This is a genomic window from Lysobacter oryzae DSM 21044 (genome assembly GCF_059568595.1).
The window spans coordinates 302,537-322,540 of record NZ_JCANTQ010000009.1 but is presented as its reverse complement, the minus strand read 5'-3'; the positions used below and the strand labels follow the sequence as shown (position 1 = coordinate 322,540).

Below are 20,004 nucleotides of genomic sequence, written 5' to 3'. Positions count from 1 at the left end.
ATTCGAACACTCAGCCTTGCACCCCACCCTGGCCGCCGCGCAGTTGCCGCGCCGGGTCCGGCGTGCGCTCGAGCAGATCTACAACCTCACGGCCGACGAAATGGCGCGGGCGCTGGAGCGGATGCTTGCCGAATTCGAGCAGCAGCAGTTCCGGCTCGCCGACCAGGCGGGTAATCCGGGCACGCAGCAGGCCTACTTCGACACATTGCGCCTGGTCCGCCAGAACCGCGCCGACCTGATCCCCGAATTCCTTAGCGGGCTGGAAGCCGCCCTGGCGGGCATCCGCGAGCCGCCTCCGCCGCCGGGAAAGACCACGGGCCACCTGCACTTCGGCAACCTGCGCCTGGTCGAGGATCACGAACTGGACGAGGAAGCGGTGCTGCGCGCGATCGCGTCCCGCCACGAATCACGCACCAGCCTGCCGCTGCACCTGCTGGGCCAGCGTTTCGGCGTACTGGCCGGCTCGCCCGCGTTCGAGGCCGAACGCCTGCCGGTCGGACCGCGCCAGCTCGGGGAAATCCTCGCCAAGGCCAGCCGCGTCCTGCAGATCGAACTGCAGCCGCGACTGGAGCTGTTCCGCTGCTTCGACCACTACGCCCTCAATGGCTACGCGCAGCTGGTCGAAGCCATGAACGCCATGCTGGCGCGGGAGAACGTGCTGCCGAACCTGGCCTACGTGCCGATCCGGGTGCGCCCGGCACTGCAATCGGAACTCACGGGCGAAGCCGGGCGCGAACGCCGCGAAAACGCGCGCGCGCAGGCCGACAGCGCGCGCAACACGCCCTACACCGGCTGGTTCAGCGGCGACGAGGGCCATCACGACAGCCCCGAAAGCTTCACCCTGCTGCAGGAGATGCTGGCCTCGCGCCGCGACCTGCTGCACAAGCTCACCCCCGGCAACACCGATCCCGGTGCGCGGGCGCAGCTCAGTACCGAGGACGTGATGCAGGCGTTGGCGCGCATGCAGTCCTCGCCGCGCGAGCCCGCAAGCGAGGCCTCGCGCCCGCGCAGCGTGCACGACGTGCGCCAGGCGCTGCTCGCGCAGAGCCGCCAGGCCCATGGCCAGGCCACTGCCTTGTCGCGGGAGGACAACGATGCATTCGAGCTGCTCGCGATCCTCATGGCCGAGATCCAGCGCGAGCTGCGCCAGGATGCGCCCGGCAACCGCTTGGTACACAAGCTGGTGGTGCCGCTGCTGCGACTCGTGCTGAAGGACCGCGGCTTCTTCGTCCACCAGAGCCACCCGGCACGGCAGCTGCTCAATGCGGTCGCCGAGTCCAACGCCAACTGGGTGGGCGACGATGAGGTCGACGCGCAGCTCAACGACCAGCTCGTCCATGCCGTCGACGATGTCGTCGCGCATTACGAGGGCGACACCAATGTCTTCGACGCCGCCAACCAGCGCGTACAGCAGCACCTGCACGGCCTGGCCCGCCGGGCCGAGGTGGCCGAGCGCCGCCACGTCGAAGCCGCCCGTGGCAAGGAAAAGCTGGAACTGGCCAAGCGCCGCGCCGCCGAGGTCATCAGCGGGATTTCCCAAGACCACAAGCTGCCGCGCTTCGTCCAGACCCTGCTGGCGAACTCCTGGACCGACGTGCTGACGCTCGTGCTGCTGCGCAACGGCGAGGATTCCGATGAGTGGCAGCAACAGCTGGAATCCACCACCGCGATCGTGCGGGCGACGTCGCTGAACCATCCGGCTTCGCCGCCTGCCCGCCTGGCGGACCAGATCGAGCATTCGCTCATGCTCGTGGGTTACCACAGCGACGAGGCAGGCGACATCGCCCGCCGCCTGACCGCGAACGTGGACGACGACGAGAACGATTCGGCATCGCGCACCGAACTGGCGATGCGATTGAAGGCACGCGGTCGCCTGGGGCAGGAAGCGTCGCCCGAAAAGCCGGTCCTGCCGCCCCGCAACGAACGCGAGCAGGCGGCCTACGACATGCTGCGGACGCTGCCATTCGGCGCCTGGTTCGAATTCATCACCAACCAGCAGGGCGACGTCGTGCGGCGGCGCCTGTCCTGGTACAGCCCGATGACCGACCATGCCCTGTTCGTGAACCAGCGCGGCCAACGCGTCGGCGAGCAGTCGCTCGACAGCCTGGCGCGCATGCTCGCCAGCGGGCAGATGCGCATGGTGACCGTGGAGCACAGCAGCCTGGTCGACCGCGCCTGGCACAGCGCGCTCGGCGTGTTGCGCGGCTTCGTGGGCAGCAAGCATTCGACGGAATCGGCCGGGCCGCGCAAGGGAGAACAGGCATGAAGGAGTTCCGCCGCAGCCGTCGTCGCCAGGTCGCCGAGGTCATCCACGTCACCGACAGCATGACCGACGCCGTCATCGGCCACCTCGGCAACGTGTCCGAGAGCGGAATCCTGGTGATGTCCAATGCGCCGCTGGTGGTGGACGCGCTCTACCAGTTGCGCTTCGCGCTGCCCGATGGCGGTTCCCGGACGGCATTCGAGGTGGGTGCGCACCTGCTGTGGCGCGACCAGGCCAGCGCTCCCGGCCAGGCCTGGACCGGCTTCCGCTTCATCACCATGAGCGACCAGCAGATGCATCAGCTGCGCCGCTGGATCGACGCACCCGGCAGCCACTACGCCTGACCCGCGGTGCGCACCGGCGCACCGGACGAAAGCGCAGGACTTCCTGCACGCGGCGCGGGGTGGCCAGGCCGTAAAATCCGTTCGACCCCACATGGTTGATCGCGAATGAGCCGGACCCCGAGCACCCTTGCCGCATTGTTCCCGCAACACCTGGAGACGCTGCAGGAGCGCACCGCTGAAGCGCTGCAGCGCGGCGGCTTCGACCACCTGGTCGTTCCCAGCGGGACCCTGCACTACCAGTTGTTCGACGACCGCGATTATCCCTACGCAGTCAATCCGCAGTTCAAGCACTGGGCCCCGCTGACGCGCAATCCCGGCAGCTGGCTGGTCGCCACGCCCGGGCAGCGTCCCAGGATCATCTACCTGCAGCCCTTCGACTACTGGCACGCGGTGCCGGAATCCCCGAACGGCTACTGGACCGAGCACTTCGACATCGTGGTGATCCGCAAGCCGGAGGAAGCGCTGCAGCATCTCCCGCGCGATAGCGCGCGCTGCGCGATCCTCGGCGAGGCGCAAAGTACGCTCGGCGATTTCGCCGCGAACAATCCGCCCGCGGTGGTCGCCTACCTGGAATACCAGCGCGCCTTCAAGACGCCCTACGAAATCGAGATGATGCGCGAGGCCTCGCGCATCGGCGTGCGCGCGCATCGCGCGGCGGAGCGCGCGTTCCGCGCCGGCGCCAGCGAATTCGGCATCCACCTGGTCTACTGCCAGGCCGCGCTGCAGGACGCCAATGACCTCCCGTACAACAACATCGTGGCCCTCAACGAGCACGCCGCGATCCTGCACTACACCGACCGCGACCGCCTGCCGCCAAAGCAGGCGCGCAGCTTCCTGATCGACGCGGGCGCGAGCTTCCGCGGGTACGCCAGCGACATCACCCGCACCCATGCGTTCGATCGCGGCGGCGAATTCCAGGCCCTGATCGACGCGGTCGACGGCGCGCAACAGGCGATGTGCGCGCAGGTGCGCGCGGGTTTCGACTACAAGCAGCTGCACCTGGACGCGCACCTGTCGCTGGCGCGGATCCTCGGCGAATTCCGCCTGATCAACGTGTCGCCCGAGGTCGCGGTCGAGACGGGCGTGAGCAGCGCATTCTTCCCGCACGGCATCGGCCATGGCATTGGCCTCCAGGTGCACGATGTCGCCGGGTTTGCGCAGAGCGATCGCGGCGGCACGATTGCCAAGCCGCAGGGCCATCCGTACCTGCGCCTCACCCGCGTGCTCGAACCGGGCATGGCGGTGACGATCGAGCCGGGCCTCTATTTCATCGACATGCTGCTCGAGGAACTGAAGGACAAGGGCTTGGGCCCGAGCGTGAACTGGGATCGCGTCGCGCAGTTCAAGCCATACGGCGGCATCCGCATCGAGGACGACGTGGTCTGCACCGAGGGCGAGCCGCTCAACCTCACGCGGGAGCAATTCGCCGCCGCGCCGTAGTCGGCCGGTCGGGCCCATCGGCGTCGGCCTGCAGGTAGGCCGGCGTCGCTGCTACCGCATGGCCGGCGCAGGAATGACTGCGATGACAAGGGCCCGCGCGCGCCGGCGCGCCGGCGATTCAGTGGCGCGTTTCGGCGCCGTCCGCGCCGGGCGGCTCGGCGGGCTCCAGGCGCTCCCGGCGCTCCTGCTCCAGCATCAGCAGGTATTCCTCCAGCGTGCGGCCTGCGGCCTGCGCCTCGCGGGTCGCCGCCGTTTCCATCGCAGGCGAGAAGGTCAGCTTCAGTTCGATCCCGGCCTGTTCCTGGACCGCCACCACGTGCCGCAGCATGGCCAGGGTCATCGCCGCGCTCGGCGTGCGTGTCGCCACCTGGCCACCGAGCACCGTCAGCCATTCCCCGTCGCGCCAGCCCGCGCCCCCGATCGTATTGCCGTCCGGCGTTTCCAATTGCGCGTGCGGCTGCAGCGCTGCGCCGAGGCGGCGGATGGGGCGCTTGGCCACCTTCTTCTTGCGCGCATCGCGCCGGGCTTTCGAGTTCAGGGACATGGACTTCTCGCTGCCGCCTGCCGCGGCCATGGCTACATGCTACGCGCTCGCGGTGCGAAGGCCGGTGCCGGTGGGCACGATTCCGTCGTCGCCTAGGGTGGGTGGATGCGCGATCATGGCCGCCATTTGCGAATGGCGCCTGCGATGAACCCGCTATCCATCCTGCTCATCGGCCTGGCCATGTCCACCGACGCCTTCGCCGCGGCCATCGGCAAGGGCGCGGCCATGACCCGGCCGCGCCTGTCCCAGGCGCTGCGCGCGGGCCTGGTGTTTGGCGTGGTCGAAGCGATCACGCCGGTAGTCGGCTGGTTGCTGGGCACCGCGGCCTCCCGCTTCATCGAAGCCTGGGACCACTGGATCGCCTTCACCCTGCTCGCCGCGCTGGGCCTGCACATGATCTGGCAGGCGCTGCACCCCGGCGAGGAGGACGCCGGCAAGGAGGCGAATGGCAACCCCAGCATCGCCAAGCTCGCCATCGCTGGCCTGGCCACCAGCATCGACGCGATGGCCGTCGGCGTCAGCCTGGCGTTCGCCGACGTCCACATCGGCGTCGTGGCGCTGGTGATCGGCCTGTGCACGTTCGTCATGGTGACCTTGGGGGTCATGCTTGGCCGCGCGCTGGGCGTGATGATCGGCAGGCGTGCCGAGATCGCAGGCGGCGTGATCCTGATCGCCGTTGGCGGCGCGATCCTTTACGAGCACCTGCACGCGGCGGCGGGCTGACGACGGATTCCGGTCGGCAATTGCGCCATTGCGGGCGGCTCCCGTCCGCCAGCCCAGCGCAAGCTGAACAGGCTTGGGGTGTGCGTGAAATTCTCAGAAAGGATTAAGCGCGCCGGTCGCTAACTGCGCTCAGCCGCAACCAAGCAGGTAGACCGCAATGAAAACCTCGAATCCATCGCTCCTGGGCCGCGCGACCGTGCTGGCCCTGGCGATCGGCCTGGCCGCCCCGGTGTTAGCCCGCGAGCACGACCGCGGCCAGGACCAGAACCAGAACGAAGAACGCCAGGACGAACAGCGGGCCAAGCAGCGCAAGGCCCGTGAGGATGCGCAGCGCGCTGCCGATCGACAGAACGACGCTGCCGCGCGTCCCGACCCGCGCGCCATGCAGGTCCGCGAGCGCGAGGACGCCCAGGCGCGCAGTGCCGCACGCCAGGCCGACCAGGCCCGCGATGTCGAGCAGCGGCGCGAGGCCGCGCAGGCCCGCGCGATGCAACAGCGCGACGAAGCGATGGAACGCGATCGCGAGCGCGCGGAGACGCGTCAGCGCCAGGAGCGCGATCGCATCCGCGACGACGCACAGCGCCAGGCCGAGCAGCGTCGCGAGTTCGAGCAACGCCAGGCCGGGCAGCGCGACGCGGATCGCCGCGAAGTTGACCGCGAGCAGGCGGCACGCCGCGAGGTCGACCGTCGCGAGGCGGACCGTCGCGAGGCGGACCGTCGCGAGCATGACCGCGAGAACGCCGTCGATGCGCGGCGCCGCGCCATCGACGAAGCGCAGGCGGATGCCCGCCGCGAACAGGCGCGCCGCGACCAACAACGCCGCGAGGACGCCCTGCGCGATCGACGCCGCGATGCAGACGCACGCGACCAGTCACGCTACGACGAGGCACGCCACGACCAGGATCGCCGCGACCGCCTGTCCGAACAGGAACGCCAGCGCCGGATCGAACTGCAGCGGCAGCGCACCGCGCAGTACCGGCGCGAGGCCGAAGCGCGCCAGGCGGCCGAACGCGCGCGCATCAACGCCCTCCAGCACGAGCGCCGCATGCGCCAGTACCGCTACCAGCAGCAATACTGGCAGCGCCAGCGCGAGATGCAGGATCGCTGGTATTCGCGCAACTACAGCTACGCCAACGATCCGTACTTCTATACGCCGCCGAGCTACCGCTACCTGCGCGCCGGCCGCTGGTACGAGGTCAACCGATACGCGGCCGACCTGCTGCAGCAGGCCATCCGCCTTGGCTACGACCAGGGCTACCGCGCCGGCGAAGCCGACCGCTACGACGGCTGGCGCTACGACTACCGGAACAACTTCGCCTACATGGATGCGAATTACGGCTACTACGGCTATTACGTCGACCAGGCCGAATACAACCACTACTTCCGGCAGGCCTTCCGGCGCGGCTACGAGGACGGATATGGCCGCGGCTACCGCTATGGCCGCTTCGACGACGGCAATTACGTGATCCTCGGGTCGGTGCTGCAGGCAATCCTCAACCTGCGTCCGTACTGAGTCACCCGCACGGCCACGACGCCCGGTTCCTGCCGGGCGTCATTTTTTTCTCCATCGGAACACACGCGCCAATTGCCGTAGTCGCACCGCCCGGGCACGGCGGCTATCCTTGCCTCCCACCGGCGCGAACCGCGCGCCAGCTCCCGCCCACGCAGAGACTTGATCCGATGAATGTGCGCCTGGCTTCCCTGCTCCTTGCCGTGTTGACCCTGTCCGCCTGTTCGCAACCGCAGGCGCCCGAAGCCGCCGCGCCGCCCGCCACCGCGACTGCTCCGGCCCCGGCGCCGGCCGAAGCCGCACCCGCCACCCCGGCGCCGGCCGCGGCTGCGCCCGTCGCGGCCGAGCCCGAGGCGCCCAACAACAATCCGGTGGTCCCACCCAAGGGCCCGGCCCCGGTGCTCGGTACCGATTACGAGGAGATCGCCGGCGGCCAGCCGTACCAGCCGCTCGACGGCAAGATCGAAGTGGTCGAGGTCTTCGGTTACGTGTGCCCGGCGTGCGCCAGCTTCCACCCGGTCGTGAGCGAGTGGGAAAAGAAGCTCCCGGCCGACGTGCGTTTCACCTACGTGCCCGCGCCGTTCGGCCCGGAATGGAATCCGTACGCAAAGGGGTTCTACGTCGCCGAAGCGATGGGTCTGGTCAAGCGCTCGCATGACGCCCTGGTCAACGCCATCCACGTGCAGCACACGATGCCGGGCGAAGGCGACAAGCCCGACGAGCAGAAGATCGCCAACTTCTACGCGAGCTACGGCGCCGATCCGGCGCAGTTCCTGGCGCAGATGAACAGCTTCGCGGTCAACTCCAAGGTCAACCGCGGCAAGCAGTTCATGATCCGCAGCGGCGTGACCGGCACGCCGACCCTCGTGATCGACGGCAAGTACCGTGTCACCGGCAAGGGCGGCTGGGAGGAAAAGCTGCGCATCGCCGACCACCTGATCGCGATGGAGCGGGCCGCGCAGGGCCATTGATCCGCGCGATCCCGCAGACCAGCAGCGAGTACGGCCGGGTGCGCACGCCCCGGCCGTTTTTCGTTGGGCTCCGGGGGTGACCGGAGCGGCATGGCGCCAGCGTTGGTTGAAGGTGCCTGCCCCGGAGCACCGCCATGACCGACCACGTCTACAAGTCCCTCGAACTCACCGGCTCCTCGAAGACGAGCAGCGACGACGCCGTGCGCACCGCCATCGAGCGCGCGTCCGTCTCGATGCGCAACATCCGCTGGTTCCAGGTCGTGGAGACGCGCGGCCACGTGGAGCAGGGCAAGGTGGCGCACTGGCAGGTCACTGTGAAGGTGGGCTTCACACTCGAGGAATGAGCGACCGCTATGCTCCGGCCCGGGAAGCGGTCGCACGACGCGGCCGGCGGGCCACCGACATGGATCGTCCACGTCAGGGGGAAGCCATGTCTTCCATCGATGCGACCGACGATGCCGCCGTGGAGGCGCGCCTGCGGGACCTGGAAGCGGAAATGCCGCACCTCTACCTGCGACATACCAGCGTGTTCGCGCTGGCCAGCGCGTGGGCCGAGCGCCACGACGCGATCCTCGCCATTGCGCCACCCGAACAGCGCGCCGATGTCGAGGCACGGCTGGCGCGCATCGGCATCCGCTGGGGCGTGATGCCGGGCAGCCGGGTCACGGTGGAATTCCGCGTCAGCGATATCGAGGAACTCGCCCGCGCGCGACGGCGTCCGCGCCGGCCCTGACGCTCAGGCCTTCACCTGCGCCATCAGTGCCAGCGGCCGGCTGTCGTTGTCCTTGAAGAACGCCATCCATTCCTCGGTGCCGTCGGCGTGGGTATGGATCAGGTGCGGCGCATGGGTGAACTCGATGCCGCGGGCGGCCAGCGCCGCGTGCGCGGCGCGGATGTCGTCGACGCGGAAGTAGAGGATCGAATCGGCTGCGCCGTCGCCTTCCGAGAGGAACAGGCGCAGGCCGCCGCAATCGAAGAAGGCGAGGTTGCCGAACGAATACAGGTGCTTGAGCCCGAGCACGTCGGCGTACCACGCGCGCGCGGCGGCGATGTCCTTCACGCTGCGCGATATCTGGCCGACCGGGCCCAGGGCGATCTCGTTGCTGTTCATGGCGTGAGCCTTGCGATGGAGGGCGCTGTCGCGACGGACCCCGGTCCACGCGCGCAGTCCGGCGCGCCCGGTGATGCCCAGCTTCTGCAGCGTGTTGGCGACGTGGTACTTGACCGCATCCACGCTCACGCCCAGCCGCTGCGCGATCTGCGGATTACTCAGACCGTGCCGCACCGCTTCGAGCACGCGCCATTCCGCGGGCGTGAGCAGGTCGTCGAAGCGTGGGCGGCCGCGCGGGTTTGTCACGAGCGCCACCCTACCCCCAGTGCGGGCGAATTTCCCTACCCGGGCCCCGCCAACCTCGACCGCGGCGCGGCGGCCAACGACGGCAGTCGCGCACCGGCGTTCGCCTACACCGGCAGCGCCGTGGTCTTCTTGACGGTGCGCAATGCCAGCGTCGACTGCACGCGCACCACGCCTGGCAGCTGGGTGAGGATCTCGGTGTGGATGCGCTCGAAGTCGGCCGAATCCGCGTACGCCACCCGCACCATGTAGTCGGCGGCGCCGGCCAGCAGGCAGCATTCGGTGACTTCGGCGTGCTGCTGGATCGCTGCCTCGAAGGCATCCAGCGCCGCGCGCCCCTGCTGGTCGAGCGTGACCAGGACGAAGGCGGTGCCGGGCAATCCCGCCGCCTTCTCGTCGAGCAGCATCACGTAGCGCGAGATCAGCCCGGCTTCTTCCAGCAGCTTGACCCGGCGCAGGCAGGCGGAGGGCGAGAGGTTGATCCGCTGCGCCAGCTCCATGTTGGTAAGGCGCCCGTCTTCCTGCAGCAGGCGCAGGATGGCGCGGTCGCGCTCGTCGATGGCCGGTTCCAGAGTTCGCATATTGTTCGATCGATTGGTCGAATTACGAACAACCATGCGACAGACGCGCCGGCAGGTCAACGAAATTAGCGACAAAATGCGCAAACCTTCGCCCATACTCCCACACCTCAAAACGTCGGGACGCCCGACGCCCACCCACCGGGAGATCCCACTCATGCGTATCGGCGTACCCAAGGAAATCAAGAACCACGAGTACCGCGTCGGCCTCATTCCGTCGTCCGTGCTGGAACTCGTGCACCACGGTCATGAAGTGCTGGTGCAGAAGGGCGCCGGCCTCGGCGCGGGCCTGTCCGATGCCGACTACGTCGCTGCTGGCGCGAAGATCATCGACACCGCCGACCAGATCTTTGCCGACGCCGACATGATCGTGAAGGTGAAGGAGCCGCTGGCCGAGGAGCGCAAGAAGCTGCGCCGTGGCCAGATCCTCTTCACCTACCTGCATCTCGCCCCCGATGCGCCGCAGACCAAGGACCTGATCGACTCGGGCGCGATCTGCATCGCGTACGAAACCGTCACCGCGCCCAACGGCTCGCTGCCGCTGCTGACGCCGATGTCGGAAGTCGCCGGCCGCCTCGCCCCGCAGGTGGGCGCGCATTCGCTGGAGAAGGCCCAGGGCGGCCGCGGCGTACTGCTCGGCGGCGTGCCGGGCGTGTCGGCCGCTGAAGTGGTGATCCTTGGCGGTGGTGTGTCCGGCACGCACGCGGCCACGATCGCCGTCGGCATGGGCGCCAAGGTCACCGTCGTCGACCGCTCGGCCGATGCGCTCAAGCGCCTGGCCGCGCAGTTCGGCACCTCGATCTCCACCGTGTTCTCCACCCGTGCCGCGATCGAGGAACTGGTGCGGCGCGCCGACCTGCTGATCGGCACCGTGCTGGTCCCGGGCGCCGCCGCACCGAAGCTGGTCACCAAGGAAATGGTCAAGACCATGAAGCAGGGCGCGGTCATCGTCGACGTCGCCATCGACCAGGGCGGCTGCGTGGAAACCTCGCATGCCACCACGCATGCCGATCCGACCTACGTCGTCGACGGCGTCGTGCACTACTGCGTGGCGAACATGCCGGGCGCCGTCGCGCGCACCTCGACCTTCGCGCTCAACAGCGTGACCCTGCCCTTCACCCTGGCGCTGGCCAACTACGGCTGGCAGAAGGCGCTGGCGCAGGACGTGCACCTGCGCAACGGCCTGAATGTCTGCGAAGGCCAGGTCACCTGCGAACCCGTCGCCCAGGCGCACAACCTGGCGTACGTGCCGGCGGAGAAGGCCATCGGCCTCTGAGCCGATAGCGCAGCAACGAAAAGGGACGGCGGCGCGAGCCCCGTCCCTTTTTTTGTTTTTCGCCGCCGCGGGCTGGAAGCGTGGGGCCGCGGACTTCGACCAAGCCGCGGCCGCTCACTCGCTGGAGAGGTCAGGCGCGTCGCCGGTGTCGCTGTTCGTACCCGGGGCGTCGCCGCAGTCGTGCGCGGAATCTCTCGGCATCGCCTGCTCCCCTCCAGTGCCTGCGCGCCAACCGATGCGCGAGGGCCATGGCAGTCGCACGCGCCGCGCAATGCCTCAGCCCAGCCTGCGTTGGTCCGCGTCCGGGGCCACCTCGCACGGCGGCGGCTCCCAGCCGAAGATGCTGCGCCCGCCATGGGCGTGCGAGTCGCGGCGCTCCTGGGCGATGTAGGCCTCCACCGACGGCCCGGTCGCGGTGCGCTCCAGCTGCCGTGCCTGCGCGTCCAGCCGGCGCAGGGCGGCGAGTTCTTCCTCGCGTCCGAGTTTCGCGTTGCACACCGCCGACTTGAGCACGCCGATGGTGCGGTCCATCACCTTGGTCGGCACTGGAAACGGATGCCGGTCCTTGCCGCCGTGGGCGAGCGCGAAGCGCGCCGGATCGGTGAAGCGGCACGGCGTGCCGTGCATGACCTCGGCCACCAGCGCCAGCGCGCGCACGGTGCGTGCGCCGACGCCGGGGACCTGCAGCAGGCCGGCGAAATCGCGCGGACCCTGCTCCGCGGCCGCGGCGAGCGCACCGTGCAGGCGGCGCACGACCACGTCGGAGGCGCGTACGTCGTGGCGGTCGGGCAAGACCAGGTGCGGCAGCAATTCCAACTGCGCGCCCTGCATGACCGCGCGGTCCCGCGCCTGTGCCGGCGGCGCTTCGGCCGCCTCGAGCCTGGCGAACTCGCGCGCGATCGCCTCCGGCGGCAAGGTCGCCAGCAGTTGCAGCTGCGCCTCGCGTGATCGTGCCGCGCGCGCATCGGCGAGGTTGACGATGCGGCCCTGGCCGGGCCCCTCGACCGCCGTGTGCGGATCGTCGACGAAACTCGTCAGCCCTTCCGACAGCCAGTGGTAACGCCGCGCCTGCCGGCGCTCGCCATTCATGCCTTGCTGCACGACGACCCAGCGGCCGTCGTCGGCGACGATGAAGCCGTGCAGGTAGAGGTCGAAGCCATCCTGCACCGCGGCGCTGTCGACCTTGGCGACCAGGCGGCTCGCCTGCGCCAGCGCGGCGCCATCGAGGCCGACGCGCTCGCCGATCGCCAACAGTTCGCCCGGCGTGGCGCGCGAATGCCGGCCGCGCCCACCGCAGACGTGCAGGCCGAGTTCGTTCGACAACGGCGCCAGCCCGCGCTTGAGCGCACCGATCACGCTGGTGGTGATGCCCGAGGAATGCCAGTCCATGCCCATCACCGCACCGAAGGACTGGAACCAGAACGGATGCGCCAGGCGGCGCAGCAGTTCGTCGCGCCCGTATTCGAGCACGATCGCCTGGCACATCACCGCACCCAGCTTCGCCATGCGCTCGGCGAGCCAGCGCGGCACGCGCCCGCCGTGCAGGGGCAGGTCCGCATTGCCGGAACGGCGGGTCATGGTCGTGCTGCGGGATTCATCGTCGCCATGATCGTCGCCTTGCTTCTCGCGGCGTGAGATTCAGCGCGCGCCGGGGTGAACGGTTCAGGGCAACACAGGCGTCGCGCCGACCCGCCGCAGGTTGCGCCAGTGTCGACGCTACCGAGCGGGTCGCGCAGCAGCACGGGTGCCGGCAGTCAACAGATCGTCGACGCGCAGCTCGCAACGCCGGCCGTCACTGCGCGAGGTCGCCGTACTCGGTGTAGAGCACGTGCCGGACCGCGCCCTGCGGCACCGCATCGCCCACGCGCAGCTCACCGCCCCGCGCCACGCCGACGGCCTGTCCCTCGGGCGAGGCCACCGACCCCTGCACCACCTGGTCCATGTCGGGCGCGGCTTCGATGCGATGGGCGAGGAAGTGCTCGCGGCCGCGACCGAAGCCGATCCACTGCGTCGCATCGGGCGCGCGGCCGGCATCGAAGCGGCGGAAGTGCACGATGCGCCGCACCGTCACGGTGACGCCCTTGCTGATCGGCTTTCCGCCGCGTTCGAAGTGGCCGCGATACAGGTCGGCGGCAAAGCTTGCGCCATCGCGCACCGTGTCCGGCAACACCCAGCGTGCGCTCGGCACCAGCGTGTAATACATGCCGGGATGCGCACGGCTGTCGCGGCGGTAGGCGGCCAGCACGCGCTCCGGCAGCCCCGCCTCGAAGATGAGCTGGTAGTCGTGCGGCGAATGGAACATCGGCAGGTGCGAGAGGTACACCACGTCGGTGCCGACCACGAGCATGCCGTGCGAACCGGGCGGATCCGTCGACGGCGGGCGCGACGGCGACAGCGCGCCGGCCATGGCCGGGAGCGCCGGCAACAGGACCAGGCTGAGCAACCATCGCAGCGGCCATTGCATCGCTCGGCGCCTCGGGGAATGTGTCGGAAAATTTTATCCCGCCGAGTGCGGCCCGGCCCGGCATGTGCGGGAAGAAGTCGCTCGGCGCCGCTAGACTTGGGCTGCGGCCAGGCCCGGTACGGGCGATGGACGACTCGGGAACGCGTCGAGCGCGTACCGCCATTCACTAGGGGAGATTTGCATGACCAAGCGCATTACGGCGGCGACCGCAGCCGCATTCCTGTTTGCTGCCGGCATCGGCATGGCCCACGGCGCACAAAAGCCCGCGCCCACGCCGGCGACCTACCAGGAAAAGGCCCCGCAGGATGCGGGCAAGGCCCTACTGGAGCTCGCCCTGGCGCAGGCGGGAAAGAACGGCAGCTGGGAGCGCATCGGCGCCGGCCGCGTGTATTACCTCGGCGGCCTCAAGACTGAAGGCCAGGCGGTGTTCGATGCGGTTCTGGCCGGCAAGCACGAGGACAGCGACGTCTACCGCATTGCCCGCGTGTACGCGGAGGCCGGCGAATGGGCCAAGGCGAAGCCGCTGTTCGAACAGTTCCTCGCCCGCAATCCCGACGATGCCAAGGGCTTCGCGGAAGTCGGCGCGTACTACATGCTGCAGGGCGATCGCGCGACCGCCGAGCGCATGTTCGCGCGCGCGATCGAGCTCGAGGACAACGACCCCTGGATGACCGAGCACATGGCCGGCGCGTACCTGGGCGTGAAGCCGCAGGAGTAAGTCCGCGCGCGTCGTGATCGGCGAAAGGCCGGCCCCGGGGGCCGGCCTTTCCTTTGGCGGTGGGTTAGCCCGAGAACGCCTTGCCCAAGGCTCAGGGCGTGCCGTCGACCGGTGCGAAGCGCGGTACCGCGTGGCCTTCTACCAGCACCGGCTCCACGAACATCGCGTACGGCCGTACCCACAGCCCGCCGTCGCCGTACAGGGCCCGATACAGGACCAGCGCCTCCAGCGTCTCGCTGTGGCGGACGACCCCGAGCACTTCGTAGTCCTTGCCCTTGTAGTGGCGATAGCGGCCCGGAGGCAGTGGGGGAAGCGGGGACAGGCCGGTCATGCGCGCAGGGTAGCCCATGGTCGCCGGCAAGGCTCCGGCGCCGCCTTCGCCGTGGCCTGACGCCGGCCATGCGAGAAATCCCGCTCATGGACCACACGATGCGCCTGGCCTGCCTCCTCCCCGTCCTGCTGCTGGCCGGATGCCGCAACGTCTCGCCGCGGGCCGAAGCGCCGGCGGCCGCGCCGGCCGCACCGGCCGCGCAGCCGCCGCTCGCCACGCGGGGCGAATTCACGCTCGAGGCCGACAAGCTCGATACCTGGAACGCGGTCGGGCAGATTGCGGTGCGCACGCCCGGGGTTGAATACCAGGGCCGCGCACAGATGCTCGACCTGTACTCGCTGCGCTACCGCGGCGTGGAGTTCCTGGTCCTGACCAAGGCGCTGCCGGCCGCGGTGACGGGCAACCGCCTGACCACGAAAGTCACGGCGACCACGCCGGCCGGCAAGCCGATCGACACCGAGGCGACGGCGGACCTGCTGGCGCTACTGCAACGCGAGTTGCCGGCGGAGATCGCCAGCGTGCGTGCGCGCCAGGCGAAGGAGAAACAGGCGAAGGAGAAACAGGCGAAGGAGAAGAAGGCGAAAGCGAAGAAGAAGCGCAAGCCGTGAGACCGCGCGGGGCTCGCAGCCGCCGCGCAATCGCGCCGCCCCGCGCCCGTCCGTAAGACATCAGCCGTTACTGCCCGCGCGTGCGGTCACCAACCAGCACGCGGCGGTGAAGCGCACCTCGTCGCCATGCACGTAGGGATCGAACGCGGCCCGCACCCTTTCCAGCACCAGCTTGCGGGTACAGGCGTTGGCTTCCTGCAGCAGCAGGCCCACCGGCCCCAGCCGGCTCGCGTAACGCATGAGGCCACTGGCGGGAAAACCGCACTCGACGTCGACCGGCGCGATCCCCATGGCATTCCAGCCGCCCTGCGCGACGATCGCGTGGATGCGCTGCGGATCCGCAAAGGCGAACTGGCCGGGCCCATCCGGACGACGCGGTGGCAGCGCGGGCAAGAGCGGGGCCGCGGCACGCTCGGCGGCCGTCATGAACGGGTTGTCGGCAACCCCGCGCCAGGCGACGAACCACAGCCGCGCATCGTCACGCGCCGCCCGGCGCAGGTTGGCGAACGCTCGCGGCGGATCGTCGAAGAACATCACGCCGAAGCGCGAGGCGACCAGGTCGAAACCGGCCGCATCGAACGCGTGCGACTGCGCGTCGGCGCAGACGAAGGCGGCGCTCGATGCTTCCTGCCCGGCACGGATGCGCGCGGCATCGATCATCGGCTGCGAGATGTCGATGCCGACGCTGCGGCCCCGCGCTCCGGCGCGGCGGGCGAGCGCGAGCGTGGTGCTTCCGGTGCCGCAGCCGACGTCGAGCACGTTCCCGGCGCCGCCGGCTTCTGCCTCCGCCAGGAGCAGATCCTCGAACGGCTGCAGCATGCGGTCGAGCAGCGCCTGCGCCTCGACCCAGGCGCGCCCGGAACGGCCGTTCCAGAGCGCGGCCTGTTCGCCGCCGGGGATGGGAGGTAGGGCATGGATGGTCATCGTCGCTTGCCTTCGCGGGGAGGAAGCCGCAACGTGCCACTTCAAGTCGACTTGAGGTCAAGCGGATGGCGGAGCTGGACATCGGCGAGGTCGCACAGCATGCCGGCGTGCCCGCCTCGACCCTGCGCTACTACGAGGAAAAAGGCCTGATCGCGTCCATCGGCCGGCATGGCCTGCGCCGTGTGTTCGATGCCGGCGTGCTGGAGCGACTGGCGCTGATCACGCTGGGCCGCGCCGCCGGCTTTTCGCTCGACGAGATCGCCACGATGCTCTCCGCGGACGCGCCCCGCATCGATCGGGGCAGGCTGCTGGAAAAAGCCGACGCCCTGGACCGGCGGATCCGCGAACTTGCGGTGATGCGCGACGGCCTGCGCCACGCCGCTGCGTGCCGCGCCCCCAGCCACATGGAGTGCCCCACTTTCCGTCGCATCCTGCGCACGGCATCGACGGGCAAGCTCGGCGCGCCACCGAAAAAGGCCTGGTTGCCGCGATGAGCGGACACCAGCGGGATCGCGTGCGCCGACAGTTCGTCCACGCGTCGTGCGACCACCTCCCCATGATCGCCGGCGACGCATCCGGTGCGATGTCGTCGCTGGCGGCGCAAAAAAAAGCAGCCCCGGATTTCTCCGGGGCCCCTCTCCCTCTTACCCCTTGAACTGATCGGCCGGCTTACTTGTAGACCGAGAAGCTGGCCGTCGCCCTGGCCGTCTGGCCACCGCTGCTGGCCGCGGCGCTGAGCTGGTAGGTGCCGACGGCGCCCTGGCCCTTGGCGGTTGCATACGAGACGCGGGCATAGCCATTGGCGTCGGACACGGCCCGCAGCACCACGTTGCTGCCGCTGGGCTTGGTAATGGTGAAGCTGACCTGCGCGCCGGCAACCGCCACGCCGTTCTGCATGACACGGGCGCTGGCAGCCACCGCTTCGCCGGCCTTGTAGGTGGCCTTGTCGGTGCCCACGGTCTCGGTGATCGGCGCAACAACGGCGGCGGCAACCGAGTAGGTGGTCGAGGCGCTCTGGGTGTGTTCGCTGCCCGCGGCGCTGCTCGTGCCCACGCCGATGCCGTAGCTGCCCGCGGCGGTGCTGGTGGCCGAAGTCACCACGAGGGTGGCGCTACCGCTCGCACCCGGTGCCAGCGCAAGCGAGCTCGACGACAGCGTGCCGGTCCAACCCGACGGAACGGTGCGGGCCAGCGCGAACGCAGTGCTCGTGCAGGCGCTGCTGTCGTTGTTCTTCAGGCTGAGGGTGTAGGTGTTGGCGGTGCCGGCGGCCACTGCAGCGGTCGGACCGGTGACGGTCAGGGTCGGCGCGGCGTGGGTGCAGGTTGGTGCCGGCGGCGGCGGCGGGGTGGTGGACGAACCCGCGCCGAACTCGTACGCACCGACGTCATTGGCGGCGCCGGTCGGACGCTGGCCCAGCACGAAGTCGGTCGTCACGGCGCTGATCATCGGCGCCTTGTCGATCACCGGGCTGCCCGACTGCGGTTCGGCATCGAACGACGCCAGCGTCATGTTCTTCAGGTTCGGGTTCTGCGTGCAGGTGCTGCCAGACGGGCACGAACGCGCGTTCCAACCCATGTTGCCGGAGAACGACTTCACCGCCGGGGCGCTGCCGCCCGCGAACAGGGTGTTGCTGGCGGTGTTGGCGTAGTAGGGGAAGCCGACCACCAGGTTGTTCTGCACGTAGACCTTGTCGGTCGAGGTGCCTTCGCCGTACGCGATCTGCGCATCGCCTTCGCCGGCGATGGTGTTGTGGCGCACCGTCGCGGTGTCGCCACCGGTCAGGATCAGCAGCAGCGAGCTGCCGTAGGCGCGGCACAGGTCGCCTTCGGTCATGTAGAACTTGCCGCGGAAGTAGGTGCACTGGCCGACCAGCACCGAGTTCTCGATCAGCGAGTTGCCCTTGATCTTGACCTGGTTGCCGGCGTTGGCGACCGAGTAGATGCGACGCAGGACGACGTTGGTCGTGTCGGCGCCATCCATGTAGCGCAGGTCGAGACCGTCGGAGGTGTTGTGGTGGATGAAGGCATCTTCGACCAGCCACTGGCCGCCGGTGTCGGTGGTGCCGAAGCCGTCGCCATAACCGCCGGTCTGCTGCGCCCAGCACGCCCACGGCTCGCCCGTGGCGACTTTTTCGCCACAGCCGTTCCAGGCGATTTCCATGTTGCGCAGGATCATCTGCCCGCCATTGGGCGCAACCGTACCGATGTTGCCGTCCCAGCCGGCGGCGCCATTCTTGTTGAGCTTGACGCGCTCCATGGTCCAGTTGGTCAGGCCGCCGGCGTTCGCGCCGTTCTTGGCCATGCCATGGATGTTGAGGTCATGCAGCCACACGTTGCTGGACGAACGCGCGTACAGGCCGACGCGGGCCCACGGCATCGTGCTGGTGCACGCCACCGCCGCCTGCGAATGGTTGTAGACGCAGTCGCTGTTGTCGGTGACTTCCAGGTTGCCGACTTCGACGTTGGAGCTGCCGTCGAGGTTGAGCACGCGATGGACGCCGGCGATGCCGACGAGCTTGGGCGCGGTGCTGCCATTGCCGAGGATGCGGGTCTTGGCGCTCGAGGTGCCGCTCGGAATCGGCTGCATGTAGCCGCCGCTGCCGATCTGGTAGGTACCGGCGCCGATCAGCAGGGTGTCGCCACCCGCGATGCGCGCGGTGCCGGAGTTCGGCAGCGCGATGTTGGGGTTCTTCCACGCGCAGTTCTGCGCGGTGCCGCTGCCCGGATAGGCGGCGTCGGCGCGACCGTTGCACTGGGACGCATCGCCACCGTCGGCGCGCACGTAGAACGTGCTGGCATTGGCGGCACCGAAAGCGGCCAGGCCAATCGACGGCAGAAGAAGCGAGAGGATGACCTTGGAGAGCTTGCGGGTGCGAAGGGTCGCGACAGACATGGGAGGACAACTCCGTGTGATTGACGGTTGGTTGGCGCCTCCCTCAAGGCCGGGGCGGACTGTAGGGACGGGGTTTTGGCGGGTTTGTGCGTGCGGCCACAGTTCGGGCCGGGCTTGGACGCGGCGCGCGCGCAACCGCCCGCTGAGGCGCTCAAGGCCGTTCTCGTTCAGCGCGCAGTAGTGAATGTGAAATCTGAACTGGGAAACGCGATTGGACGCGCGTCACAGTCGCCGCTGCCGGGCGCGGTCTTTACCCCGTGAATCGGCGCAAACGCCGGCCGTCGCGGCTAAGGCCGCCAAGGGCGATGGAATGGAACGTGCCAAGCGTGCGCTGCGTCACGGCTGGACCCGGCCCGCACGCGGCCGGCGCTGGCCCGGCCTGGAGGTGGCACGTCTGGCGAAGGGCGTCAGCGCAGCGGCCTCCTCAACGCGCGCGCTTCGCGTCGCGCCGCATGCGGACAGTGCGGGACGGCTAACCCGTGCGGTTGCGCAACGCGCGCTCGATGCGCCGATCCGGCACGAGCCACAGCAGCGCCACCACCACGTAGATCAGCAATGCGATCCACGGCAGCCAGAAGGTCGATGCGATCGCGAGCAGGTAGAGCAGTGGCGAGAGCCGGCCCTTCCAGTCGCGACCCAACGCCGCCTTGAGCAGGGAATCGGGGCCTTCCACGGCAATGATGGTCTGCTGCAGCAGCCAGTACGCGCAGGCGGCCATCAGCAGGACCACGCCGTACAGGGCACTGGGCCACGCGGAGAAATGGTTCTCGCCCATCCAGCCGGTCGCGAACGGGAACAGCGACAGCCAGAACAGCAGGTGCAGGTTGGCCCACAGCACGCCGCCGGAGACCCTGCTCGAGGCATGCAGCATGTGGTGGTGGTTGTTCCAGTAGATGCCGACGTAGACGAAGCTCAGCACGTAGCTGAGGAACACCGGCAGCAGCGGCCGCAGCGATGCCAGCGAGCTGCCATGCGGCACCTTCAGCTCCAGCACCATGATCGTGATGATGATGGCGATGACGCCGTCGCTGAATGCTTCGAGCCTGCTCTTGCCCACGCCTGGC

The 20,004-nt window shown here is 69.2% G+C and carries 21 protein-coding genes; 12 read left to right on the top strand and 9 right to left on the bottom strand.

Annotation, left to right across the window (positions count from 1 at the left end):
- Positions 1-16: 16 nt before the first annotated feature.
- The 3 genes from BP05_RS05245 (at position 17) to pepQ (ending at position 4,047) form a co-directional block, all read left to right on the top strand.
- Entirely contained in the window at positions 17-2,266 is a 2,250-nt protein-coding gene (locus tag BP05_RS05245; RefSeq protein ID WP_496361186.1) for a DUF1631 family protein, read from the top strand.
- A complete protein-coding gene (locus tag BP05_RS05240; RefSeq protein ID WP_496361184.1) occupies positions 2,263-2,607 on the top strand; it encodes a PilZ domain-containing protein in 345 nt (114 codons plus the stop codon). The genes BP05_RS05245 and BP05_RS05240 overlap by 4 nt, the downstream gene beginning before the upstream one ends.
- Positions 2,608-2,712: 105 nt before the next feature.
- Entirely contained in the window at positions 2,713-4,047 is a 1,335-nt protein-coding gene (gene pepQ, locus BP05_RS05235) for a Xaa-Pro dipeptidase (protein WP_496361182.1), read from the top strand.
- A 118-nt stretch (positions 4,048-4,165) separates the two neighbouring features.
- Here the strand turns inward: pepQ and BP05_RS05230 are convergent, their stop codons facing one another.
- A complete protein-coding gene (locus BP05_RS05230) occupies positions 4,166-4,621 on the bottom strand; it encodes a hypothetical protein (protein ID WP_496361180.1) in 456 nt (151 codons plus the stop codon).
- 114 nt (positions 4,622-4,735) lie between these two features.
- On the opposite strand from BP05_RS05230, the gene BP05_RS05225 reads away from it, so the two are divergent.
- The 5 genes from BP05_RS05225 (at position 4,736) to BP05_RS05205 (ending at position 8,528) form a co-directional block, all read left to right on the top strand.
- Complete coding sequence (locus BP05_RS05225; protein ID WP_496361179.1) at positions 4,736-5,314, top strand: manganese efflux pump MntP; 579 nt, start codon at positions 4,736-4,738, stop codon at positions 5,312-5,314.
- A gap of 157 nt (positions 5,315-5,471) precedes the next feature.
- Entirely contained in the window at positions 5,472-6,827 is a 1,356-nt protein-coding gene (locus tag BP05_RS05220) for a hypothetical protein (RefSeq protein ID WP_496361178.1), read from the top strand.
- Between the two features lie 167 nt (positions 6,828-6,994).
- The gene (locus BP05_RS05215; RefSeq protein ID WP_496361176.1) at positions 6,995-7,795 is read left to right on the top strand and encodes a thiol:disulfide interchange protein DsbA/DsbL; all 801 of its coding nucleotides are present in this window, start codon (positions 6,995-6,997) and stop codon (positions 7,793-7,795) included.
- A 134-nt stretch (positions 7,796-7,929) separates the two neighbouring features.
- Positions 7,930-8,139 carry a dodecin gene (locus tag BP05_RS05210; protein ID WP_496361174.1) on the top strand — a complete coding sequence of 70 codons (210 nt, stop codon included), beginning with the start codon at positions 7,930-7,932 and terminating at the stop codon, positions 8,137-8,139.
- An 86-nt stretch (positions 8,140-8,225) separates the two neighbouring features.
- Positions 8,226-8,528 carry a hypothetical protein gene (locus BP05_RS05205; protein ID WP_496361172.1) on the top strand — a complete coding sequence of 101 codons (303 nt, stop codon included), beginning with the start codon at positions 8,226-8,228 and terminating at the stop codon, positions 8,526-8,528.
- 3 nt (positions 8,529-8,531) lie between these two features.
- Here BP05_RS05205 and BP05_RS05200 read toward each other — a convergent pair whose 3' ends face one another.
- A complete protein-coding gene (locus BP05_RS05200) occupies positions 8,532-9,152 on the bottom strand; it encodes a LuxR C-terminal-related transcriptional regulator (protein ID WP_496361170.1) in 621 nt (206 codons plus the stop codon).
- A gap of 104 nt (positions 9,153-9,256) precedes the next feature.
- The gene (locus tag BP05_RS05195) at positions 9,257-9,730 is read right to left on the bottom strand and encodes an Lrp/AsnC family transcriptional regulator (protein ID WP_496361168.1); all 474 of its coding nucleotides are present in this window, start codon (positions 9,728-9,730) and stop codon (positions 9,257-9,259) included.
- 154 nt (positions 9,731-9,884) lie between these two features.
- Here BP05_RS05195 and ald point away from each other — a divergent pair, with 154 nt between their 5' ends.
- Entirely contained in the window at positions 9,885-11,003 is a 1,119-nt protein-coding gene (gene ald, locus BP05_RS05190) for an alanine dehydrogenase (protein WP_496361167.1), read from the top strand.
- 276 nt (positions 11,004-11,279) lie between these two features.
- On the opposite strand, the gene BP05_RS05185 is transcribed toward ald, so the two are convergent.
- Both BP05_RS05185 and BP05_RS05180 read right to left on the bottom strand, forming a co-directional pair.
- Positions 11,280-12,581 (bottom strand): DUF763 domain-containing protein, encoded by a 1,302-nt coding sequence (locus tag BP05_RS05185; protein WP_496361165.1) that lies wholly within the window; start codon positions 12,579-12,581, stop codon positions 11,280-11,282.
- A 214-nt stretch (positions 12,582-12,795) separates the two neighbouring features.
- Entirely contained in the window at positions 12,796-13,467 is a 672-nt protein-coding gene (locus BP05_RS05180; protein ID WP_496361163.1) for a hypothetical protein, read from the bottom strand.
- A gap of 181 nt (positions 13,468-13,648) precedes the next feature.
- On the opposite strand from BP05_RS05180, the gene BP05_RS05175 reads away from it, so the two are divergent.
- The gene (locus BP05_RS05175; protein WP_496361161.1) at positions 13,649-14,185 is read left to right on the top strand and encodes a tetratricopeptide repeat protein; all 537 of its coding nucleotides are present in this window, start codon (positions 13,649-13,651) and stop codon (positions 14,183-14,185) included.
- A gap of 91 nt (positions 14,186-14,276) precedes the next feature.
- Here BP05_RS05175 and BP05_RS05170 read toward each other — a convergent pair whose 3' ends face one another.
- The gene (locus tag BP05_RS05170) at positions 14,277-14,516 is read right to left on the bottom strand and encodes a DUF1653 domain-containing protein (RefSeq protein ID WP_496361159.1); all 240 of its coding nucleotides are present in this window, start codon (positions 14,514-14,516) and stop codon (positions 14,277-14,279) included.
- Between the two features lie 86 nt (positions 14,517-14,602).
- Between BP05_RS05170 and BP05_RS05165 the strand changes: the two genes are divergently transcribed.
- On the top strand, positions 14,603-15,124 hold the full coding sequence (locus BP05_RS05165) for a hypothetical protein (RefSeq protein ID WP_496361157.1): 522 nt from the start codon (positions 14,603-14,605) through the stop codon (positions 15,122-15,124).
- A gap of 60 nt (positions 15,125-15,184) precedes the next feature.
- Here BP05_RS05165 and BP05_RS05160 read toward each other — a convergent pair whose 3' ends face one another.
- Positions 15,185-16,048, bottom strand: a complete 864-nt coding sequence (locus BP05_RS05160) for a class I SAM-dependent methyltransferase (protein ID WP_496361155.1) — start codon at positions 16,046-16,048, stop codon at positions 15,185-15,187.
- 65 nt (positions 16,049-16,113) lie between these two features.
- Between BP05_RS05160 and BP05_RS05155 the strand changes: the two genes are divergently transcribed.
- On the top strand, positions 16,114-16,542 hold the full coding sequence (locus BP05_RS05155) for a helix-turn-helix domain-containing protein (protein ID WP_496361153.1): 429 nt from the start codon (positions 16,114-16,116) through the stop codon (positions 16,540-16,542).
- A 175-nt stretch (positions 16,543-16,717) separates the two neighbouring features.
- Here BP05_RS05155 and BP05_RS05150 read toward each other — a convergent pair whose 3' ends face one another.
- Together BP05_RS05150 and BP05_RS05145 are read right to left on the bottom strand one after the other, a co-directional pair.
- Positions 16,718-18,940, bottom strand: a complete 2,223-nt coding sequence (locus BP05_RS05150; RefSeq protein ID WP_496361151.1) for a choice-of-anchor Q domain-containing protein — start codon at positions 18,938-18,940, stop codon at positions 16,718-16,720.
- Between the two features lie 472 nt (positions 18,941-19,412).
- Positions 19,413-19,997 (bottom strand): TMEM175 family protein, encoded by a 585-nt coding sequence (locus tag BP05_RS05145; RefSeq protein ID WP_496361149.1) that lies wholly within the window; start codon positions 19,995-19,997, stop codon positions 19,413-19,415.
- Positions 19,998-20,004 lie beyond the last annotated feature (7 nt).